Source organism: Mycobacterium nebraskense, assembly GCF_002102255.1.
Classification (GTDB): Bacteria; Actinomycetota; Actinomycetes; order Mycobacteriales; family Mycobacteriaceae; genus Mycobacterium; species Mycobacterium nebraskense.
In genome coordinates, this window is record NZ_LQPH01000138.1 from 111,486 (window position 1) to 133,101 (window position 21,616).

Annotated in this window: 21 protein-coding genes; 13 read left to right on the forward strand and 8 right to left on the reverse strand. The window is 67.3% G+C overall.

Going from position 1 to position 21,616, the window contains the following annotated elements:
* Nucleotides 1-10 precede the first annotated feature (10 nt).
* From AWC17_RS18935 to AWC17_RS18960, 6 genes are read left to right on the forward strand one after another with little or no spacing between them, the layout of a single operon-like run.
* Nucleotides 11-1,348, forward strand: coding sequence for an amidohydrolase family protein (locus AWC17_RS18935; protein WP_046186411.1), 1,338 nt, complete (start codon nt 11-13; stop codon nt 1,346-1,348).
* A gap of 2 nt (nt 1,349-1,350) precedes the next feature.
* A complete protein-coding gene (locus AWC17_RS18940; RefSeq protein ID WP_085164944.1) occupies nt 1,351-3,684 on the forward strand; it encodes a CaiB/BaiF CoA-transferase family protein in 2,334 nt (777 codons plus the stop codon).
* 1 nt (nt 3,685) lies between these two features.
* Nucleotides 3,686-4,015: a hypothetical protein gene (locus AWC17_RS18945; RefSeq protein WP_046185118.1), complete on the forward strand. Its 330-nt coding sequence runs from the start codon at nt 3,686-3,688 to the stop codon at nt 4,013-4,015.
* Between the two features lie 21 nt (nt 4,016-4,036).
* On the forward strand, nt 4,037-5,206 hold the full coding sequence (locus AWC17_RS18950) for a thiolase family protein (protein WP_046185119.1): 1,170 nt from the start codon (nt 4,037-4,039) through the stop codon (nt 5,204-5,206).
* Nucleotides 5,203-5,625, forward strand: a complete 423-nt coding sequence (locus AWC17_RS18955; protein WP_046185120.1) for a Zn-ribbon domain-containing OB-fold protein — start codon at nt 5,203-5,205, stop codon at nt 5,623-5,625. The genes AWC17_RS18950 and AWC17_RS18955 overlap by 4 nt, the downstream gene beginning before the upstream one ends.
* 7 nt (nt 5,626-5,632) lie before the next feature.
* Nucleotides 5,633-6,286 carry a PadR family transcriptional regulator gene (locus AWC17_RS18960; protein ID WP_046185121.1) on the forward strand — a complete coding sequence of 218 codons (654 nt, stop codon included), beginning with the start codon at nt 5,633-5,635 and terminating at the stop codon, nt 6,284-6,286.
* Here the strand turns inward: AWC17_RS18960 and fadD1 are convergent.
* The 3 genes from fadD1 to AWC17_RS18975 all read right to left on the reverse strand — a co-directional run bounded on the left by fadD1 (nt 6,225) and on the right by AWC17_RS18975 (nt 9,583).
* Complete coding sequence (fadD1, locus tag AWC17_RS18965; RefSeq protein ID WP_046185122.1) at nt 6,225-7,868, reverse strand: fatty-acid--CoA ligase FadD1; 1,644 nt, start codon at nt 7,866-7,868, stop codon at nt 6,225-6,227. The genes AWC17_RS18960 and fadD1 overlap by 62 nt on opposite strands.
* A gap of 78 nt (nt 7,869-7,946) precedes the next feature.
* Nucleotides 7,947-8,720 (reverse strand): SDR family NAD(P)-dependent oxidoreductase, encoded by a 774-nt coding sequence (locus AWC17_RS18970; protein ID WP_046185123.1) that lies wholly within the window; start codon nt 8,718-8,720, stop codon nt 7,947-7,949.
* Nucleotides 8,721-8,752: 32 nt separating this feature from the next.
* Nucleotides 8,753-9,583: an alpha/beta fold hydrolase gene (locus AWC17_RS18975; RefSeq protein WP_046185124.1), complete on the reverse strand. Its 831-nt coding sequence runs from the start codon at nt 9,581-9,583 to the stop codon at nt 8,753-8,755.
* Nucleotides 9,584-9,649: 66 nt separating this feature from the next.
* Between AWC17_RS18975 and AWC17_RS18980 the strand changes: the two genes are divergently transcribed.
* Both AWC17_RS18980 and AWC17_RS18985 read left to right on the forward strand, forming a co-directional pair.
* The gene (locus AWC17_RS18980) at nt 9,650-10,267 is read left to right on the forward strand and encodes a TetR/AcrR family transcriptional regulator (RefSeq protein WP_046185125.1); all 618 of its coding nucleotides are present in this window, start codon (nt 9,650-9,652) and stop codon (nt 10,265-10,267) included.
* A 255-nt stretch (nt 10,268-10,522) separates the two neighbouring features.
* The gene (locus tag AWC17_RS18985; protein WP_052742799.1) at nt 10,523-11,077 is read left to right on the forward strand and encodes a hypothetical protein; all 555 of its coding nucleotides are present in this window, start codon (nt 10,523-10,525) and stop codon (nt 11,075-11,077) included.
* Between the two features lie 86 nt (nt 11,078-11,163).
* On the opposite strand, the gene AWC17_RS18990 is transcribed toward AWC17_RS18985, so the two are convergent.
* The 3 genes from AWC17_RS18990 to AWC17_RS19000 all read right to left on the reverse strand — a co-directional run bounded on the left by AWC17_RS18990 (nt 11,164) and on the right by AWC17_RS19000 (nt 14,107).
* Nucleotides 11,164-11,730, reverse strand: a complete 567-nt coding sequence (locus AWC17_RS18990; RefSeq protein WP_308292920.1) for a TetR/AcrR family transcriptional regulator — start codon at nt 11,728-11,730, stop codon at nt 11,164-11,166.
* Nucleotides 11,731-11,799: 69 nt separating this feature from the next.
* Nucleotides 11,800-13,092: a lipase family protein gene (locus tag AWC17_RS18995; RefSeq protein WP_197083454.1), complete on the reverse strand. Its 1,293-nt coding sequence runs from the start codon at nt 13,090-13,092 to the stop codon at nt 11,800-11,802.
* Nucleotides 13,093-13,162: 70 nt separating this feature from the next.
* Complete coding sequence (locus AWC17_RS19000) at nt 13,163-14,107, reverse strand: extracellular catalytic domain type 1 short-chain-length polyhydroxyalkanoate depolymerase (protein ID WP_046185128.1); 945 nt, start codon at nt 14,105-14,107, stop codon at nt 13,163-13,165.
* Between the two features lie 74 nt (nt 14,108-14,181).
* Between AWC17_RS19000 and AWC17_RS19005 the strand changes: the two genes are divergently transcribed.
* Together AWC17_RS19005 and AWC17_RS19010 are read left to right on the forward strand one after the other, a co-directional pair.
* Nucleotides 14,182-14,640, forward strand: coding sequence for a MarR family winged helix-turn-helix transcriptional regulator (locus AWC17_RS19005; protein ID WP_047322638.1), 459 nt, complete (start codon nt 14,182-14,184; stop codon nt 14,638-14,640).
* Nucleotides 14,641-14,715: 75 nt separating this feature from the next.
* Complete coding sequence (locus AWC17_RS19010; RefSeq protein WP_046186881.1) at nt 14,716-14,985, forward strand: DUF4242 domain-containing protein; 270 nt, start codon at nt 14,716-14,718, stop codon at nt 14,983-14,985.
* A gap of 5 nt (nt 14,986-14,990) precedes the next feature.
* On the opposite strand, the gene AWC17_RS33885 is transcribed toward AWC17_RS19010, so the two are convergent.
* Nucleotides 14,991-17,900, reverse strand: a complete 2,910-nt coding sequence (locus tag AWC17_RS33885; protein WP_085164945.1) for a helix-turn-helix transcriptional regulator — start codon at nt 17,898-17,900, stop codon at nt 14,991-14,993.
* A 157-nt stretch (nt 17,901-18,057) separates the two neighbouring features.
* Here AWC17_RS33885 and AWC17_RS19020 point away from each other — a divergent pair, with 157 nt between their 5' ends.
* From AWC17_RS19020 to AWC17_RS19030, 3 genes are all read left to right on the forward strand, one after another.
* Nucleotides 18,058-19,434, forward strand: a complete 1,377-nt coding sequence (locus AWC17_RS19020; protein ID WP_046186361.1) for an FAD-binding oxidoreductase — start codon at nt 18,058-18,060, stop codon at nt 19,432-19,434.
* 46 nt (nt 19,435-19,480) lie between these two features.
* A complete protein-coding gene (locus AWC17_RS19025; RefSeq protein ID WP_167385599.1) occupies nt 19,481-20,338 on the forward strand; it encodes a pyridoxamine 5'-phosphate oxidase family protein in 858 nt (285 codons plus the stop codon).
* Nucleotides 20,339-20,504: 166 nt separating this feature from the next.
* On the forward strand, nt 20,505-20,762 hold the full coding sequence (locus AWC17_RS19030) for a ribosomal protein L7/L12 (protein WP_046186362.1): 258 nt from the start codon (nt 20,505-20,507) through the stop codon (nt 20,760-20,762).
* A gap of 5 nt (nt 20,763-20,767) precedes the next feature.
* On the opposite strand, the gene AWC17_RS19035 is transcribed toward AWC17_RS19030, so the two are convergent.
* A complete protein-coding gene (locus AWC17_RS19035; RefSeq protein ID WP_231588669.1) occupies nt 20,768-21,580 on the reverse strand; it encodes a PaaX family transcriptional regulator C-terminal domain-containing protein in 813 nt (270 codons plus the stop codon).
* Nucleotides 21,581-21,616: the final 36 nt, after the last annotated feature.

Sequence of the window (21,616 nt, forward strand, 5' to 3'; positions counted from 1 at the left end):
GGAGTGCGGCATGAACAAGGACGATTTGATCCTGATCAGCGTGGATGATCACATCGCCGAGCCCGCCGACATGTTCGACGCGCACGTACCCGCGAAATACAAGGACCGCGCTCCCCGGGTGGTCATCGAACCCGACGGCATCCAGCAGTGGTATTACGGCGAGGTCCGCGGGCGGAACATGGGCCTGAACGCCGTGGCGGGAAAGCCGCGGGAGATGTACAACATCGACGCCTCCCGCTACGACGAGATGCGGCCCGGTTGCTTCAACGTAGACGAGCGGGTCCGGGACATGAACGCCGGCGGTCAATTGGCCGGACTGAACTTCCCCAATTTCACCGGCTTCTCCGGCCAGGTCCTTAACCAGGGTCCGGACCGTGAGGTCAACCTGGTGATGATCAAGGCCTACAACGATTGGCACATCGACGAGTGGTGCGCGGCCTACCCGGGCCGATTCATCCCCTGCGGCATTCTGCCGCTGTTCGACGTGGGCGAGGCGGCCAAGGAAGTCAAACGCCTGGCAGGCAAGGGCTGCCACGCCGTGACGTTCTCGGAGAATCCAGAGGCGTTGCAAATGCCCAGCATTCACACCAAATACTGGTACCCGCTGTTCGAGGCGGTGTGCGAGAACAAAACGGTGCTGTGCACGCATGTCGGCTCCGCATCGCGTTCACCGCAGGTGTCGACGGACGCCCCGCCCAGCGTGCAAATGACGGCGTCGTCCATGATGAGCATGTTCACCTTCACCGAGCTGATCTGGGCCGAATTCTGGGCAGATTTCCCGCAGCTGAAGTTCTCCCTCACCGAGGGCGACGTGGGCTGGATACCGTACTTCCTCTGGCGGGCCGAGCACGTCTACAACCGTCATTCGGGGTGGACGCTGGCTAAGTTCCCACCCGGTTACAGCGGCCCGGCCGACGTGTTCAAGCGGCACTTCTACACGTGCTTCATCAGTGACAAGGTCGGCGTACACAACATGGACTGGTTCAACGAGGACATGCTGTGCTGGGAATCCGACTTCCCCCATTCCGACAGCAATTGGCCGTTCGCGCCCGAGGACGTCATGGAGACGATGGGGCATCTCGATGATTCGGTCATCAACAAGATCACTCATGAAAATGCCATGGCCGCCTACTCATTCGATCCGTTCCAGCACATCCCCAAGGAACACGCCCGCGCCGGACACCTCCGCGCCCAGGCTGCCGACGTCGACGTGGTCACGCACGTCGGCCGCCTGGCCAGCCAGCGCGACCGTGACGCGTGGACCCGGATGACCCAGTTCGCCCTGCAGGCGCAGGTGACGGCGGAGGCCGCCGGTATTGCGGGACGCGCCACCAGCCTGGGCAACTGAACGTGACAGCTCGAGCGCCGTTCGCGGATTGGCGCGTGCTGGAGTTGTCCAACGGAATCGCGGTGTCCTACTGCGGCAAGATGTTCGCCGACGCGGGCGCCGACGTGGTCAAAATCGAATCGGTGCAGGGGGATACGGCGCGGGGCTGGTCGGCCGGCGGGCCGCCCGGGGCGTTGTTCGGCTATCTGGCCGCGGGCAAGAAGTCGGTGACCAACAGCGTGCAGGCTGAGATCGACGCGCTGCTGGCCGGTGCCGACATTGTGCTCACCGACTTGACCGACGGCTGGACGCTCGACGAAATCACCGCCCACACCGGCGCTGCGGCCGTGGTGGTCGCCGTCACGCCGTTCGGCATAACCGGCCCTTACGTCGACGATCGGGTGATCGCCAACGAGTTCATCTTGCAGGCGTTGTGCGGCTCGACCGCCGGCCGCGGGTGGCCGGAGGACGAACCGGTGCAGGCCGGCGGTCAACTGGGGGAGTGGTTGGCGGGCACCTTTGCGGCAGCGGTCGCCGCGGCGACCGCCCGGCATGCCGCGCGAAGCGGCCGCGGGGAGATCATCGACGTGTCGACGTACGAGGCGATGGTGATCGCGATGGGCGGGCTGTCCGCCATGTCGGCCAGCGTGCTGGGCGCGGATTCTCTGCTGGGCCGGCGCAGTCTGGAGCTGCCGTCGATCGTCCCCACGGCCGACGGCATGGTCGGCTTCTGCACTATCACCGCTCAGCAGTTCCAGGACTTCCTGGTGCTGATCGATCGCGCCGATCTGCTCGACGACGCCGAACTGGCCTCGTTCGACGGACGCGTGGCCCGCCGCGACGAGTTCGTCGGCATGGTGACGCAGTGGACCCAATCCCGCACCACGCAGGAGATCGTCGACCTCGCGGTCGCCTTCCGAATCCCGGTGGCCCCCATCGCGACGCCCGAAATGCTGGCCAAGATCGACCATTTCGTGGAGCGCGGCGTGTTCGTCGAATCCGAGGCGGGCGTGTTGCAGCCGAGGGTGCCGTATCGCAGCGACGCGATGACGACCAGGCCGCCCGGGCGGCCCCCGCGACTCGGCGCCGACAACGGCCGGGTGCACTGGCCACCGCGGACCGTCCAGCCCCGCACCGTCGACGCCGACGCACTCCCGTTGGCCGACACCCGGATCACCGACTTCACCGCCTTCTGGGCCGGGCCGGTCGCCACGCAACTGCTGGGCACGCTGGGTGCCGACGTGATCAAAGTCGAGGGGGTCCGTCGGCCCGACGGCATGCGGTTCTCCGCCGGCCGCCCACCCAGCTGGGACCAGTGGTGGGAGTGGGGCCCGGTCTTTCTGTGCAGCAACAACAACAAGCGCGGCGTCAGCGTCGAACTCAGCACCGAAACCGGGCGGGCCGTCGCGCTGGAGCTCATCGCCGCAAGCGATCTTGTCATCGAGAACTTCTCGCCACGGGTCATGACGAACTTCGGTCTGGGCTGGGATGCCGTGCGCGCGGCCAACCCCCGCGCCATCATGGTGCGGATGCCCGCTTTCGGCCTCGATGGCCCCTGGCGCGACCGTGTGGGCTTCGCCCAGACGATGGAGCAGTCGACCGGCATGGCGTGGATGACCGGACACGCCGACGGCCCCCCGGTGATCCCGCGCGGCGTATGCGACCCGATCGCGGGCCTGCACGCGGCCTTCGCCGCCGTGGCCGCGCTGGTGACCCGCGACCGCGACGGGACCGGGATGCACGTCGAATCCACCATGGTGGAGGCGGCGCTGAACGTGGCCGCCGAGATGTTGGTCGAGTACTCCTGCAACGGAATAGAGATGCGCCGCAACGGCAATCGGGGTCCCGGCGCCAGACCCCAGGGGGTCTACCGCTGCCGGGGCGATGACAACTGGGTCGCGCTGGCCGCGACGGACGACGCCGCACGCGTTTCTCTGGCCCACCTGCTGGGCCGACCGGACCTGCGCGCCGGCGACTGGCTCGAGCAGCAGGACGAAATCGACAAGCTCATCTCGGACTGGACCGCACGCCAATCGGTGGCCGGAGCGGTCGAAGCGCTGCGCGGGGGCGGGGTGGCCGCGGCGCCGGTCACGCCGGCCCCTGCACTGCTGAGCGACCCGCACCTGCACGCGCGCGGCTTTTGGGAAACCGTCGACCACCCCGTCGCCGGTTCCTTCCTGTGCACCGGAATGCCATTCGCGTTCCTCGGCAAAGCGCGGCGCTGGATTCGCCGGGTACCGCCGCTGTACGGCCAGCACACCGGCGAGGTGCTGACGGGCCTGCTGGGGCGCAGCCAAGAAGATCTGTCCGCGTTGCAGCAGTCGGGGATCATCAGCACCCGGCCGGCGGGCCTGTGACATGGCGGTCACCCTCTGCGTGCCGCCCCGCGCCGGCGAATTGTGTGCGCCGGTGCGCTTTTTGGTCCGCCGGGATTCCGTGGTGATCGAGTTGACCGCCCGGCACCGCATCACCAGCGTCGAGTGGGACGAGCACGAGCGCGCGGTGGCGATGGTTGTCGAGATCACCGACCCGCAGACGGCGCGGCCCGTGGACGTGCGGATCGACATCCTCTACGCAGGCACTGCGCTCGCCGACGCACGAACGACGAAGATCGGAACCATCACCCGCGACGGTCGGCACTACGACGTCGTCGGCACCTACCTCGGTGTCGTGGCGGACGAAAACTAAAGCGACGCGAAGGATCACAGAGTGGCAGCCACGAAACGCACCGCGGCGATCGTCGGGGTGCACAACACCCGGCAGGGCCGGCGCCTGGACGGCGAGACCTCACGCAGCCTGGCGCTGACAGCCATCCGCGGCGCACTCGACGACGCGGGCCTGCGCCTCGACGATGTCGACGGCGTCAGCGCGGGGCCACTGTCCACCGCGCTCATCTACGACCTGCGCCTCGGCCCAGCCTGGCAGGGGCTCGCGTTCGGCGTCGGCATGATCACCGAGGCGGTCACCGCCATCGAGCACGGGATGGCCGACGTGGTCGTGCTTGTCGCCGCTCAGGCCGGCGAGTACCGCGACCACGAGGCGACCGCGCCGTGGACGCGGCCCGAGAACGAATTCGTCGCGCCGTGGGGCATGTTCACCACCGCCGAGTTCGCGCTCATCGCGCGCCGCCACATGCACACCTACGGCACCACGCGCGAACAACTTTCGATGGTGGCCGCGACCATCCGCAACAACGGATCGCGCAACCCCGAGGCCGTCTACTACCAACGGGGGCCCTTCATGCCCGACGACATCACGGCGTCTCGGCCCATCGCCGACCCGTTTCACCTCCTCGACTGCGCCACCACGTCTGAGGGCGGATGCGCACTGGTCGTGGCCGACGTCGAAAAGACTGACGGCGCAAGCCGGCCCATCTACGTGCTGGGCAGCGGCGCCGACTTTCACGGCCCGTCCTACCAGCACCCGCCGGCGTGGGACCTCGCCGGGCGCCGGGACGGACACGGCGGGCACGTTAATGGTGTGGTCGGCAGGCGCGCGGCCGAGCGTGCGTTCGACCACGCCGGGCTTCGGCCCGACGACGTCGACGTGCTGGAACTCTACGACCCGTTCTCGTTCGAAATCATCCGCCAGCTCGAGGCATTCGGGTTCTGCGGCGAGGGCGAGGGCGGACCATTCGTCGCCGACGGGCACATCGCCGTCGACGGCAGCCATCCCATCACCACGGACGGAGGAACCATGTCGTTCAGCCACGCGGGTTCCAATCCGCAGATGATGCAACGGGCCATCCGAGCCGTCCAGCAGCTGCGCGGCCACGCGGGCGAACTTCAGGTCCCCGACGCACATGTCGCGTTGTGCAGCAACGGGGGAGCGGGGGCCTTATTCACCACCCTGCTGATTCTGGGAGACGAACCACGGTGACTTCCGATGCCCTGCGCCCACAAACCGGCCCGGTACCCCATGCCAGCAGCCACCTCAGCGTTCCCTTCTGGCAGGGTTGCCAGTCCGGCGAATTGCGGTATCAACGCTGCGACGCCTGCGGCCTGGCGAACTTCCCGCCGACCGAGCACTGCCGCCAATGCCTTTCGGCGCACGTGCATTGGGCAAACAGCGGCGGACTCGGCGAGATCTACAGCTGGACAGTGGTTCACCGGCCCGTGACGGCCGAGTTCGAACCGCCCTACGCGCCCGCAATCGTCACCCTGGACGAGGGTTACCAGATGCTGACCAACGTCGTCGGTGTGGCGCCGGAGGAGTTGAGGATCGGGATGCGCGTGCGAGTCCAGTTCCATGCCGTCGGTCCCGACATCACGCTGCCCTACTTCACCGGCCAGAAGTAGACCAGCCGTGAGCCCCCGGCGCACCAGCAACGGCCTGCCGGCCACCGCCTACCTGGTGCTGGGTGTGCTCGCCGCCAACGACGAGCAGCTCACCGCGGGCGAGATCAAGATGCGCGCCGAGTTGTCGGTCGGCCACTTCTACTGGTCCCCGTCGGTCAGTCACGTACGGCGCGAACTGAACCGCTTGCTGGCCCGCGGCATGGTCAGCGAGATCGGCGCCCAATCCGGCAAGCGGGCGATTACGCTCTACGCGACCACCGAGGCCGGGCTCGATGCACTGCGCCGGTGGGTGCAACACTTCCCGGGCCAGGACCAGGTCGTCATCAAACACCCCGTCATCCTCAAAACCTGGCTGGCCCGCGGCGAGGACCCGGAACTCATCGTCGACACGTTGGACCGGCACCTCGAGGCGACCCGGGCGCGGCTGGACGAGGCGTTGTGGTCGCGGCAGCGTTCGCGTGAACTCGGCATCAGCGACGACCCGGACCAGCGCTTCTCATTCGCCGTCCTGGACTACGCGATCCGCGGCCTGTATGCGGAGCTCTCCAACATCGCGCAGTTGCGTGACGAGATCGCCAGCGGCACAACGCGGGATCCGGTTAAACGGGTGCCACGGTCGAAGGGCCAGATCCGCCGTCGGGTAAGCGGGAGCCCGAGCTAGGCGCCGCGACCGCGTAGGCCGTCCCGCGCGGTTCGCGCTCCCACAGCACTTCCCCCGGGCCGATGTCGGTTCCTTCGGCGATTAGTTGGCGCTTGAGCACTTTGTGGGTGGCGGTGCTGGGCAGGTCGGTGGCGACGCGGACGTAGCGCGGGCGGGCCTTGGGGGACAGGTCGGGCTGAGCGTCGAGGAACGCCTCGAACGCGTCGGGGTCGAGGGTCCGTCCCTCATTGAGGACGATCGCGGCCATGACCTGGTCGCCGACGCGTTCGTCCGGAACCGCATACACGGCGACACGATTGATTGAACCGTGCCGCAACAAGATCCGTTCGATCGGTGCGGCGGCGAGGTTCTCCCCGTCCACCCGCATCCAGTCGGCGGTGCGGCCGGCCAGGTAGATCCAGCCGTCGCAGTCGCGGTAGGCGAGGTCGCCGGACCAGTACATGCCGTTGCGCATGCGCTCGGCGTTGGCCTCGGGGTCGTTGTAGTAGCCGGTGAAGAAACCCGATCCCGCCGTGTTGACCAACTCGCCGACCGCCTCGTCGGCATTGACCAGGGCGCCGTCGTCGTCGAACCGCGCGACCGCGCACTCGGTCACGGTGTCGCTGTTGTAGATCGCCACCCCGTCGATCCCTTTGCCGATCGAGCCCTTGGGCGTGCCCGGTTCGCGAATCACGATGACCGCGTTCTCGGTCGAGCCGAAGCCGTCCTCGACCTGCACATCGAAACGGCGTGCGAACTCCTCGATGTCCTTGTCGTTGGCCTCGTTACCGAACGCCACACGCAGGGGATTGTCGGCGTCGTCGTCGCGCTCCGGCGTGGCGAGGATGTAGGCGAGCGGCTTGCCCACGTAGTTCATGTACGTGGCACCGTAATGGCGGACGTCGTCGAGGAAGCTGCTCGCCGAGAATTTCGCCGGCACGATCGCGGCGCCGGAGACCACCGCCGGCGCCCAGCCCGCGACGACCGCGTTGGAGTGGAACAGCGGCATCGAGACGTAGCAGGTGTCCTGTTCGGATAGCTCGAAGCGCTGGACCAGGTTGATGCCGGCGAACGTCGCCATCAGGTGTGATACCTGCACCGCCTTGGGATTTCCGCTCGTTCCCGACGTGAAGATCATCATGAACGCGTCCATCGCGGTGACCTGCCGGTGCGGCACCAGTTCACCGGCTCCCTTGATGAACTCGGTCCACTGCGGCGTCGAGGTGTCGAGGATCTGCGTTCCCTCGAGGTCCAGCCCATCCAGCAGCGGCCGGTGTTCGGCGTCGGTCACGAGGAACTGGCAATGTGCGCGCCGGACGTCGGCCGCGAGCGCCTCGCCGCGCCGGGTGGTGTTCAGGCCGCAGAGGACGTAACCGCCCAGGCCGGCCGCCGCCATCTGGCTCAGCATCTCGGGGTTATTTCCCAATAGAGCGCCCACGTGCATCGGCCGGTCCGGATCGGCGGCGGATATCAGGGCCGCCGCCCGCGCCGCCGAACCAGCCAGGTACTCGCTCCAACTCCACTGCAGCCCGCGGTGTTTGACCGCGACCCCCGGATCGGACAAGCGCTTGCGCAGCAGCGCTTGGATGGTGTCGTCAGTCATCGGTCGAAATCACCTTCACTATGCCAGCCCTGCGAGACGAGACGGTCCGTCTTATGGTAGCGGCCGGGGCACTCGCCGCTATCCGCCCACCATCATCAGGCCGCCATCGACCGCCAGCAGCTGCCCGGTGATGAATCCGGAACCGGGGCCGGCCAGAAAGACCAGCATCGGGCCGAGGTCGCGCGCCGGATCCCCCAGCTCCCCGCCCAACGGAATCATCATCTGCATCTGCTGGTCGATGAACGCACTCGCGTCGGGGCCGAGGAACTCACGCAGCCGATCGGCGCCGGCCGTCTGCACTGCCGGCGCCAAAGCGTTGACGGTGATCTTGTCCGCCGCCCAGGCTTTGGCGGCCGATCGCGTCCGTGCCTGCACCGCGCCCTTGGTCGCGGCGTAGACGGCCGAGATCGGGCTGCCCATAACGGCTTCCGACGAGCCGAAGTTGATGATCCTGCCGCCTTTGGGGTTCTGGTCCTTCATCACGGCGTATGCGGCCTGATTGGTGAGGATGGTCGCCTTCACGTTGGTGTCCAACAGGAACGAGATCTCGTCGACGCCGATGTAGCCGGGAATCCCGGCCTGCCACAGCCCTGCGGCGTTTACCAACACATCGAGTCCACCCAGGCGTTCGGCGGCTTGCCGCACCATCGCCGAGACGGCGTCGGCGTCGCGCACGTCGCACTGCAGCCAGGTGGCCGCGAGTCCGTCCGGCGGCGGGGTCTGGTGGTAGGTGGCGGCGACCTCGGCCCCCGCCTCGGTGAGGGCTCCCACGGCGGCCGCGCCGATTCCGGTCGCTCCGCCTGTGACCAGGATCCGTCGGCCTCGCAGCGGTAGCGTCGTCGTATCTGACATGGGCAAGACGCTACCGCCGGCGGCACGGGCGGTTACGTGCGCACCGCGATCGTCGACAACAGGTCGGCGAGCCGGTCGGGCTGGTCGATCATCGAGAACGTGCGCGCTTCCTCGATGACCTCCAGGCGGGCGTTGGGGATGGTGGCGGCCAATCGTTCGCCGTCCCCGAGTTCGAAGAACATGTCGTCGGCCGACCACGCGATAAGGGTGGGCTTGTCGAACTCGGACAGCCGGGCCGCCACGCCCGTCGTTACCTCCGTGCGCAGCGACAGCGTGAACTGGCGCAGGTCTTCGGCGATGCGAGGATCGGATAGCCCCGGGCGCACCCAGGCCTCGGTGAGGTCGTCGATGTTGCGATGTGCCAGCCCGTCGAACGCGCGCTTGCGTGCCGCCGGCACTCGCATGGCCTGGGCCACGGCCCGGAACGTCGTCTTCGACTTGGCGGCCAGGATCACCGGCTTAAGGATCGGCGGTGGAAAGTGTTCGAACGCATCGCAACTCGTCAGCACCAGCGCGCCGAGCCGCTCGGGGTGGTGCACGGCCACGAGTTGGGTGACGACCCCGCCGGTGTCGTTGCCGACCAGCACCACGTCCTCGAGGTCGAGCGCGGCCAGTACCTCGGCGACCATGCCCGCGACGCCGGTGATGGTTCGATCGGCGCCCCGCCGCAACGGTTCCGGATGCGCGCCCAGTGGCCACGTCGGGGCGATGCACCGCAGCCCGCGGTCGGCCAGTCGTTCGCTGACCCGGCGCCACAGTTGGCCGCCCATCATGAACCCGTGTACGAAAACGACCGGCCTGCCGTCTTCGGGTCCGGTTGCTTCGTAATGGATGGTTCCGGCACTAATGTCGATCGTCGACATAGAGAACTCCTAGCTCGGGATACACTTACAAACAGGCTGTCTGTTCGTAAGTTACCAACAGGTTGTATGGAAAGCAAGAGACGGACTCAGGAAGAGCGCTCCGCGGCTACCCGCGACGCGCTGATCGCGGCTGCCCGCAAGCTGTGGGGCCTGCGGGGTTACGTGGAGGTCGGGACGCCGGAGATCGCGACCGTGGCGGGGGTGACGCGCGGTGCGATGTATCACCAGTTCGCCGACAAGGCAGCGCTTTTCCGCGAGGTAGTCGAGGCCGTGGAGCAGGACGTGATGGCTCGGATGGGCACGCTGGTGGCGGAGTCGGGGGCGAGGACACCGGCGGACGCGATCCGTGCCGCGGTCGACGCGTGGCTGGAGGTTTCCGGGGATCCGGAGGTGCGTCAGCTGATGTTGCTGGATGCCCCGAGCGTGCTGGGCTGGGCGGGTTTTCGCGATGTCGCCCAGCGGTACAGCCTGGGCATGACAGAACAGTTGATCACCGAGGCCGTCCGGGCCGGCCAATTGCCCAAGCAGCCGGTGCGGCCGCTGGCGCACGTGCTGATCGGTGCGCTCGATGAGGCGGCCATGCTCATCGCCACCGCCGAGGATCCGAAACGGACCCGCCGGGAGACCCGGCAGGTGCTGCACCGGCTGATCGACGGGATGCTGACAGGACGATCGATCGACTGATGCGGCTAGACGGAGTGCTTCAGGTCCGTGCCGGCAAACGGAACTGGAGTGGGATGGCTTGCAGCACAATTGGGCTCCGTAGAAATGATCTCGGTTGCGTGAGTCGGAACTTTCGTCCGCGCATTTAGAACGACCGCGACGCACAATGTAGCCATGAGATGGCGGGTCGTGGTTTCGGTGCTCGGACTCCTCGGATATGACGCAGTTATCCGACCCGCCCAGTTGGAGTGGGGCGCCACCGAGGCAGAGCGGCGTATGACTCTGCCCGGCGACGAAATCGTCCAGGGCGTCATGAGCCATCACACCAAGGCAGTCAGCATCGACGCACCGGCAGCCGTGATATGGCCCTGGCTGGTGCAGATGGGCGATCGGCGGGCGGGCTTCTACAGCTACGACTGGATCGAGCGCTACCTGTTCGCCGGCACCGTGCATTATGTCGAGGGGTGCCGCTCCGCCGCCCGCATTCATCCCGAACTGCAAAAGCTCAAGATTGGAGACCGCATCAACACCGGGTCCTTCGGTCCGGTGCAAATCGGCAGAGTTGTCACAGTTTTCGAACCCAACCACGCATTGGTCATTGGAACCTGGGCGTTCGTGTTGTTGCCGATCGACGAGAATCGCACTCGTTTGCTGATTCGCGAGCGGGATGCGGGATGGTTGCGGTTGCTGGCGCCGCGACGCTTCGGGCTGCTTCGAGGGCTAGGTGCGATCATCGACTACGCAGTCGGTGAACCCCTGCACTTTGTGATGGTCCGCAAGATGATGCTGGGCATCAAGCAGCGGGCCGAAGCCACATCTTCGAACCCCTAAGCTTTTCGTCGATGTGGCAACCAGCTCGGCTCTCGCAAGAGGTTGGCGACTAACGGGCGCGCTTGAACACTCACAGCGGAGGATCTTTAGTCACCGCGAACGGTGGCGACGCCCGCGATGATGCCCTGGATGAGCCGGTCGAGGTGCTCGGCGCTGTCGACGGCCGGCTGCCCCGCGACGAACGTCATCATGATCCCGTTGATGAACGCCAGCGTGGCGATCGCCTGGTCTTCGACCACCGCCGGATCCGGCGCGCTCTCCGCGGGATGCCATTGGGTGACGACGTCGCGGGCCAGGGTGTACAGCCGCTCCGTGGACTCGTCGAGGGTGGTGGCCAGTTCCGGGTCCCGGCCGGCGAGCAGCGCGAGCTCGTAGCGCGCCTTGGCGCGGGTCAGCCAGGGTTCGCTGTTGACGTACATGACGATGCGGGCCAGCCCCGCGGTGCCGGTGAATTGCGCTACCGGATCGTCGGCGAGTTCGGCCATCCGGGAGAAGTCGGCTACATCGAGTTCGGCCAGCCGAGCCGCGACGGCGTGCAGCAACGCCTTGCGGGTCCTGAAGTAGAACGACGCCGTGCCGGCAGGCACGCCCGCGTGATCGTCGACTCTGGGGTGGCTGACGCCATGGACTCCGTTGCTACCCAGCAGCTCGATCGCGGCGTCGGCGAGCTGGCGGCGGCGCTCCGGCGCGTTGTGCTTTCTACGTGCAGCGATGTGTCCAGTCTAAAACTGGCCGCAGTTGGGCGCGGTGGGTTCTCCGTTGAAGCGGGCGGCGATCCATTGCATGGCCGGCTCGCCGTCGACGAGCATCGGCAGCCCGTGGTTGATGATCAGCTTGTTGAGGAAGGGCGGCTCCTCATTGGTGCGGAATTCCACATCCGCCCCCTGGGCGCACCAGTCACGACCGAGTTGATTGGCCGCGGTCCACGGCACCAGCGGGTCGTAACGGTTGCTGTTGATCAGCACCGGCGCATTGGGTTTGTAGCGCCCGAGCCGCTGGTCTTCGAACAGGGTGTTGAACGGTTCCTCGTTGACCAGTTGGTTGATGTCTTCGGTGAAATAGGGCTGGATATGGCGAAACATGAAGTCCAGCAAGGTCTGTCCGACGCACTGGCGTGAGACCGATTCGAGCATCGCCAGCCCGCGGGGAGTCATCTTGGAACGGATGACGTCGGCGAACTCCGGATAGGCGGCCATGACGCTGTTGAGCGCGTACCCGACGACGCCGACCAGGACGCTGCCGTCCGCGTACGGCAACAGCTCCTTGAGGTTGGCCGGCGGCGCGCCGGCGTAGGTGCCCACGATATGGAGCTCGGGGGCGTAGGCCGATGCCAGTTCGGCCGCCGACGCGGTCGCGCCCCCGCCCTGCGAATAGCCCCAAAATGCCACCGGCCCATGGGGATCCAGCGACGTGTCCGGTAGCTTCATGGCCGCGCGGGCGGCATCGAGCACGGCCTGCCCCTCGGCCACGCGCCCCACGTAGGTGTGCATCGAGGTGGTGCCGAGGCCTTCGTAGTCGGTCATCACGATGGCGAAACCACGCGCGACCATCGTGGCGACGAACAGTTCCTCGTAGTTGAACATGATGTCCCAGCCGCCCGAATAATGAATGCCCTGGTTGAACATTCGCGACGGGGCGCATTGATTGCCCTGGCCTTGCGTGCCGGGTGCGTAGCTGATCAAGGGTCGTGGCCCGCTGCCCGGCCACGCGTTGTAAGGCTCGAAGTAGGTGCCGGTGACCGCGATCGGGTTGCCCCGGGTGTCGGTGCTGCGGTACATGATTCGGGTACCGGTGGCCATGATCGCACCCAGCTGGCCGGACGGTTCCAGCACCAGCCGCGACGGCTCGGTACGGATCAGGTCGCCCGGCTGGCCGGGCGGCAATGGGTCGGGCGGGGTGTAGAACTCAGCGTATTGTGGCTCGTCCCCGCCGTCGGCGCGGGCTCGTCCCCCGGCGCCGATCAGGGCTGACGCGATAACCAGCAGGACGGCGAAGGCTCCCCCAACCCGGCGCATTACGGAACGGTAACAATCGGGGCCCACCAGCGGAAGGGCAATCTCTAAATTTTTAGAGATCCAGCGCGTCCTAGCGATGGTTCTGGGCGAAGAACTGCCAGATGGTGTCGGTGGCGTCCAGTGCCGTCGAGGGTGCGGGGAGGCCCGCGAGCTTCTCGGCAAGGGGGCTGGGCTCACCCCCCGGCCATTGGTGGCCGGCGTCGGCCACCGAGATCAACTCGACGGTTCGCCCGTCCGCGCACCCGGCGATTTGTGTCGTCACGTCCCCGGCGGTGCTCGAGTTCGGCGGCCCGCATGCGTCAATGGCACGCCAGGTGGCGTTGACGGACTGCGCCGACGGCCCGTCTACGCGGGCGGTCCCGTTGAGCGAGAACGCCTTTCCAGGCCCGCCGTTGTAGGGGACTCTGTCGTCGGCCGTGCCGTGGATCTGCAGCACCGACGCGCGTCGCGCTTGCGAGCAGTCGGTGAGCAGTGTGCCCGCCACTGGAGCGATCGCGCCGAACAGGTCGGACTGGCAGCCTAGCTTTAGTGCCATCATGGCCCCGTTCGACATGCCGGTGACATAGACGCGCGCCCGATCGATGGGCATCTGCTGTTCGATGGCACCGACCATCGCCGTGATGAAGCCGACGTCGTCGGCGTCGACGCGCTGCGGTTCACCGCAGCAGGTCCCCGCATTCCAGGCACGGTTGAGGCCGTCGGGGTAGGCCACCAGGAAATGCCCGCGTTCGGCCTCGGCGTCCCAGTGATAGGCCCTCTCGGCCTGCCCACCGGTGCCGAAACCGCCGTGCAGCATCACCACCAGGGGCGCCGCATCGGTCAAACCCTGGGGTCGGTACAGGTGAAAGGTCCGGCTGACGCCGCCCGACTCGATGTTCTGGGTGGACTGCCCGACCGGGATGGATTGCGAGCCTGGCGTTCCCAGCGCATGGCCGCCGCCCAGGCAACCGCCGAGCACGTTAGCCAGGATGACGACGAGGCAAGCGCTGATGGCCCGAGCGCGACGCGATCGCATGACGCCATCGTGGCAGCCGAGATGGAGATTGACAAGTCACTTGTCAATCTGGCTTCGAATGGCACACTTTCCCCATGCGACGCCCTGTGCCTCCCGATTGGCAGCCAACCGTGCCCGCGCTGGTGAACCTGGTGGCCGCGTCGGGGGCGCCACGGTTGCGGGCCGCGTTTGCCGCGGCGGGACTCGACGGGATCCGCCCGGCGCAAGCGGTTGCGCTCGTACCGCTGATAGCCGGCGGCCTGCATGCATCGGATCTGGCCGATCGACTGCAAGTGAGCCGGCAGGCGGTGGCCCAGGCGATCACCGGACTCGAGCGACACGGCTACGTCACCCGAGTTCCCAACCCGCTCGACGCGCGAGCCCGAATGATCGAGCTGACGCCGCGCGGCCGGCAAGCACTGCGCGTAATGCGTTCGAACGCAGTCGAATTGGAGCATCGCTGGGAGCAGGTCCTGGGGCGACAGCGATTGGCCGAACTGCGCGAGACCTTACAGATTCTGCTCGCCGAACAGCCCGAGGCGGCGGGGGAATGACGCCCGCCGGAAATTTTCATGTCTTGACCGTCGCTGACGGCTTAGGCTGGCCCAAGACAGTGAACAGGAGTCGCCGTGCCCATCTTCATGGTCGAGCGTAACTTTGCCGAGGAACTCGAACCCGGCCTCGAGGTTGCCGACGGTATCAATCGGATCAACGACCAGGAGGGCGTCCGATGGATGTATTCGTTCCTGTCGGCGGACAAGCGGAAGACCTACTGCCTGTATGAGGCGCCGTCCCCGGAGGCCATCAGATCCGCGGCCGCGCGCGCCGGCCTGCCCGCCGACGCCGTCGTCGAAGTGAAAGAGCGGCTGATGCCGGACGGGGCGCTGTCCGAGATCTGACGGCGCTACCCGAGGAGCTCGTGATCGGCGGCATACATCGCCGCCTGCGTGCGGTTGGCGGCACCGGTTTTGATCAAGATGTTGCGCACGTGGTTGGCGGCGGTGTTGGTGCTGATGAAGAGGCGTTCGCCGATTGCGCGATTGCTCAACCCCTCAGCAAGCAATCGGAGGACCTCGACCTCCCGTTCGGTCAGGCCGTCCGGACCGACGGGACCGGTGGTCAGCACCGAATCGGCCAGGTCGACGACGCGCGTCTGGCCGACGTCACCGGCGACGGCCCGTGCCTCGTCGGCCAGGCGCCGGGCATCCTCGATGCGACCGTACGACGCGGCGAACAACGCGTGCCGGGCCAGCGTCTCGCTGATATGGACCACCGAGCCCATCCGGCGGTCCATCTCGATCGCGGCGGCGAAGTGCCGCTCGGCCGCGGCGCCGTCGCCGCAGAGCGCCGCGATCCGGGCCAGGTATCGGTCGGCGCTGCCGAACAGCGCGACGAACTGGCCCGCCACCAAATTCTTTCCGGCATAACGTGAGACGAACGGGCGTAGCGCGTGGACCGCTTCGCGGTTGGAAAGCTCTAACGCCGCCTCCACCATGAACGCCAGCTCCATCGGCCATTGCGCATCCTCGAGGCGATCGCCGAGGTTGCGGTTGAGCAGCTGATTGAGCGCGCGCGTCATGCCGCGTTCGCACTGCAGCTCGGTGTACAGGGCGAGCAGGCCGGGCACCCAGCGGCCGGCGAACGTCTCAGTGCCGTCGACAAACCCGCCGAACCTTTTCAGGTCGCCGGTCTCTCGGCGGATCATGAACATCTGGACGCCGTTCGAGCCCTCGGTGTCGTCGGCACCGAACAAATCGCCTGTACGCAAGGCGATATCGGCCCATCGTTCGGCGCCGATGAAGTCGCCGCGCAGGTAGGCCAGCGCTTGCTCGATGCACGCGCCGACAAAGCCGAAGGAGGGTTGTCCGCAGGTTTGGGCCGCTCGCCGCATGTCGGCGGTCGCGGCGGCCAGGCCGTCGGGCCGGCCGGCCAGGTAGCTGACCATTGCGTGAAAGTGTGAGGCCGCGCCAAGTGACTCGTAGTCGCGACGCGACAGCGCCATGTGCGATACCTCGGCCGCACGCTCCGTCTGGATTTCGCTCATCTCCGGGGTGAGGCCTTGCCACAGGCTCGTTTTCAAGGTGTGCAGCAGCACCGCCGCGTCGTCGACGGCCCGTGCGCGCTCGATCGCGTCGGCGCCGACCTCGCGCGCCCGCGCCGCCTCGCCGGCGAAGGCCAGGGCTCGCCCGAAGCTGCCGAGCGCCCGCACGTAGCGTGGGTCATCGGCTTGCAGCCCGCACGATTCGAGAGCCGACGCCAGCAGGTCGGCCGCCTTCGAATTCGACTGCCCGGGGCGCCAATTCGCCTCCTCGTAGCCGACCGCCGCCTCCAGCCGCATCAATGGGTCATCCATCGCGCCGATGCGTTCGTAGATGGCCCGCGCGCGCGCGAACGAGGCGCCACGTACATGGTTGGCGGCCGCGTCGAGGTGCAGCCTGGCCCGCTCGGCGAGGCTGAGCTCGGGAAGCGAGGCCGCCCGCTCGAACCACTTCGCCGCGTCCTCGTAGGCCAGGCTCTGTTCAGCCATCCGGGCGGCCCGACGCGCGTACCGCAACGCTTGCTCGTGGTAGCCGAGCACATGCGCCAGCAGGAAGTGGTTGGCCAGGCGGGGCACGAGCGCCGGGTCGGCGCGTCCCTCGAGGGCCTCGGCGGCGCGCGCGTGCATGATCCGCATCCTCGAGGCCGCCATCCCGGCGAGCACCGATTCACGGGTCAACGCGTGCACGAACGCGAATTCACCGTCGGAGTCGTGAACCGCGCGGACCAGCCCCACGGCCTCGGCCGAATCGATCGCCGCCAGAGTGGCGGCGACCTCCGTTTCGCACGTCGAGATCAGCGCCGGCAGGTCGAACGTTTGGCCCAGCACCGCCGCTTGCTCGACGACCGCACGCACGCCGGCACCCAGGCCGGCGAGGCGGCGGGCGATGGCGTCTCCGATCGATGCGGGGACCGTCTGCTGCGTACCCAACGTGGCCAGGCCACCGCGGATTTCGAGGTCGTTGACCAGTTCGGTCAGGAAGAACGGATTGCCGCCGGTTTTCTCGCGCAGCAGGGCGGCGGCCGTGCGCGCCGACGCCGGGGCCAGTTGCTGGGTTCGTGCCACGAACTCGGCGATCGCCTCGGTGTCCAGGCCCGCCAGGTCCAGACGGCGGACCCCTTCGAACCGGTGCAGTTCGGCCAGCCGGGTGGCGAGATCGTCGGACCGGTCGGGCTCGGTCGTGCGGAAGGTGACCACCACCAGCACGCGCACGTCGGCGCAGCCGATCAGCACGTGCTCGAGCAGCGCGAGGGTGGGGAGCTGCGCCCAGTGCAGGTCGTCGAGGATCAACGCGATCGGGCGATCGACCGCCAGACGGCGCAGGAAGCCGGTCAGCGCGTCGAAGAGGGCTTGCCGCGCCGCCCCGACATCGGGGGCCGGACCGTCGTCGGGCAAGTGCCGACCCACTTGCGCCGACAGCCGCCGCAGCTGCGGCCCCACGTCGCCCAACGGTTCGGTCATCGAACCCGGCGAACCGGCGATCAGGAGCCGGTCGAGCGCTTCGGCGAAGGGGGCGTAGGGCACATCCTCGTCGGCGGTCGAGCTTCCCACCAGCACCGCGACGCCGTGGTCGAACAGGGTCCCGGCCACCTCCGCGGCCAGGCGCGTCTTACCGGCCCCGGGCTCACCGCCGATGAAAACCGCCTGGCGGTTGCCCCGCTCGACCCGCTCCCAGGCCTGCTCGAAAACCGCGAGTTCCGCGCCGCGACCCACAAGCGGGCCGCGGCGACGAGCGATCAGTTCGGCCGGGAGCGGGGGCTGCACCCACAGCGCCATGCAAACAAGGTAACCGCGCCGATGTGGGTCGGTCGATAGTCAGATGTGACTATCGTGGAATGCCTCGGAAATGCTCGGTTGTGGTCATGACGTGCGGCTGACGGGCCTCGTAACGTCGCGGCATCAACACCCGCGAGCAAACAAGGAGGTGTGGGCCATGAGCCTCACAACCGCAACCGATGAATTACGCGCCAGGCTCGGCTCGCAGGTGATCCTGCCGGAGGACCCCGGGTACGACGAGGCGCGGGCCCTGCACAACGCCATGATCGACAAGCGCCCGGCGGTGATCGTGCGCTGCGGATCGGCTGCCGACATCGCGGGCGCGCTCGAATTCGCCCGCAGGTCAAACCTCGCGGTCGCCGTGCGCGGGGGCGGCCACAACGGCCCCGGTTTCGGTTCCGTCGACGGCGGCCTCGTCATCGACCTGTCGCTGATGAACCGCGTCGACGTCGACCCGGAAAGGCGCACCGCCCGCGTGCAGGGTGGAGCGACGTGGGCGCAGGTCGACGGCGCGACGCACGCGTACGGTCTGGCGACGCCGACCGGCATCATCTCCACCACCGGTGTCGGCGGCCTGACCCTGGGCGGCGGCCACGGCTACCTCACCCGCAAGCACGGCCTCACCATCGACAATCTGCTGGAGGCCGAGGTCGTGCTGGCCGACGGCAAAGTGGTGACGGCGTCGGAATCGGAGCACCCCGACCTGTTCTGGGCGCTGCGCGGCGGCGGTGGAAACTTCGGCGTGGTCACCTCTTTCACGTTCCGCCTGCACCCGGTTCACACGGTGATCTGCGGTCCCACGGCGTGGCCCTCGTCGGCCACCGCCGACATCCTCTCGTGGTACCGGGACTTCATGCCCGCGCAGGACGAGGATCTCTATGGATTCTTCGCGGCCATGACTGTCCCGCCGGTGGCGCCGTTCCCCGAGGCGTTCCACTTGCAGAAGGCTTGCGCCGTGGTCTGGTGCTACACGGGCGATCCCGCGGGCGCCGAGGAGGCGTTCGCGCCGGTCCGGCAGATGGAACCCGCCTTTGACGGCCTGGGTACCGTGCCCTATCCCGCGCTGCAGTCGACCTTCGATGGCCTGTATCCCAAAGGACTGCAATGGTATTGGCGCGGCGACTTCGTCCGAACGATTCCCGACGCCGCGGTGCAAGCCCATGCCCGCTTCACCGAGGAACTGCCGACCATGCACTCCACGATGCACCTGTACCCGATCGACGGCGCGGTGCACCAGGTCGGCCAATCCGAGACGGCGTGGGCGTATCGGGACGTTAACTTCTCGCAAGTCATCGCGGGAGTGGACCCGGACCCGGCGAACGCAAAGCTGTTGAAGCGCTGGGCCGTCGACTACTGGGACGCCACCCATCCGTACTCGGCCGGCGGTGCCTACGTGAACTTCATGATGGACGAGGGCCAAGAGCGGGTCCGGGCGACCTATGGTCCGAATTATCAGCGGCTCACCGAGATCAAGGCGCAATACGATCCGGGCAACGTCTTCCACATCAACCAGAACATCCGGCCGGCGGGGTGACGCGCGTACTGTGTGCTCGGGGGCATTTCTACCGGACGGGCGCCTCGTGATCACTCGTGACGTTGAGGCCAGCGCGGTGGCCGACTTGGCGCATTCTCCCCCGCGGGCCGCGTTGGCCGTCACCGTAGACGATGAGATCCTTGTCCTGCCTGTGAGATTGAGTCTTGACAAGCCGACCGACCCTGCGCGGTCGCCGCGCATCGTCCAAGTGCCGGAGGGCAGCCCAAATCTTGCCGATCGCAATGTCGTTGTGGTTGTCGACGACGGTCCACAGTGGTTCCGGTTGCGTTCGTTAACCCTCAGAGGGATGGCCAAGGCCATCAGCGATCGCACCTATCGGGTCATGCCCGAACGAATCGTGGCCTGGGACTACGGTTCGCTTCGTAAGGTATCGACGTCGCCGGTGACGCCAACACGGTGGACTTCGTCTTCGGCTGTCGACCAGACGAACGACATCCAGCCCTTCGACTCGCCGGAACTTACTGCGGCGCTCCAGGCTTCACGAGTGATGATTGTCGCCAGCCGTTCGCAGAAGGGCACGCCGTTCGCGGTGCCGCTGTGGTTCGTTACGCACGGCGGCCGCATCTATGCGACGACCTCGGCGTCGTCGTGGACGGTGCGGAATGTGGTTGCCATGTCACAGGTGGCCTTACTGTTCGGCGGAGAGGGCCGGGGTGACCCCAGCCGGCTCCTCGTGTGCGGATATGCCCGGGCGGTCCGCGGCGCGCCACCGCCGGCAGTGATCGCTCGGATAGCGTGGCGCTACTATCTGCGACCGGAGTTCGCGGCGGTAGAGCTGCGGTACGCACGACTCTGGGCGGTGCGACTGCAGTACTACCTCCAGTCGCGGGCAGCGTACATCGTGATCACGCCCCAGACGGCGACCGAATGCCGGGTGCCGTAGGCACCGCGCGCGACGAAGTCAGCGAGCGCTCCGGCCCGAATCATGTTGCAGGCCAATGTTGATAGGACGCAACCAAGGAACCAGAAGGCCGGTCCGCGCCTGGTGAGCCACCGAGCACGGCCATCGCAATCGCCGACACGGCGTCGCATCGGATTATCGTAATGGCATGGAAGATCCGCACATCTACCGTCGTCTCGCGCTGCTCGAACAGCAGGTGCGCCTGCTGTCTGAAAGGCTCGAGCTCCCGTGCCCGACGTTCGGCGGCGACGCGGGCGCTACCGCACCGGGTGTGTTCGAGAACGGTGTGCCCGCGGAAGTCGTCGGCCTCGCCCGTTCCGGGAACAAGATCGCCGCGATCAAGCGGTACCGGGAGTTGACCGGCGCGGGCTTGCGCGAGGCGAAAGAGGTTGTCGACTCCCTGTAGCGCGACTATGGCCTGCGGAACGCGCTGTTCATCCGCCGCTTGAAGGTGCGATCGAAACGTCGGTAGCCGCTGCGCAATGTGTGGCCCGGCCAACGGTCGCCGGTGAGTTCGACGGGCAGCAGCGGGTCGAGCTGGAGATGGCGGACCACGGCGATTGAAAGCGCGAACTCGTAGGTGAAGCTTTCGGTCGAATCGTCACGCTCGCCCGTGTTGAGCACGGCATCCATGGCGTCGAAGAGTGCCCTGGCGTCGTCGGCCCAGTCATCGAGGGAAAAGAGCAATCGCACCCTGTCGGCAGTGATGTCTGTGGCAGCGCCGTGAAAGTGGGTGCACTGCTGGTCCAGGACTGCCCTGAGTGCCGGAAACCGTTGCGGATCAAGGTTATCCGGGCGGATCCAGACGCCCTCCCGAAGCTCGACCAGATGCAGGGCCGTCGCCGCCTTTCTCAGCTCCATGCGATCGCTCGCCGATCTGCGCTCCAGCGCGACGATCGCCAGTTCCCACGTTCCGTCCCAGCGCTGGGCGGCCGCGTCGTCGATCCGTGACGCCTCGTCGACGCGGTCGCGCCGCTCCGACAATCGCCCCGCGAGCGTGTAGCTACCGTCGTCGGCGGTCAGTTCGCCGTTGGACACCATCCGCCACAGGCACGTGCGGGCCGCGCCGGGGTTGATGCCGAACAACGAGGCCACCGCGACCAGTTCCGCCACCGTGAGCCGCCCCCGGTCGGACCCCAGCAACGCCGACGCCAGCACGGAACGCGCGCTCAGCGGCCGGGTATCGATCAGGTCGCTCGCTCGGGATCGAGGTAGGGCGGGCACGGCTGACAACGGTATCACCAATTCATTGACGCGTGA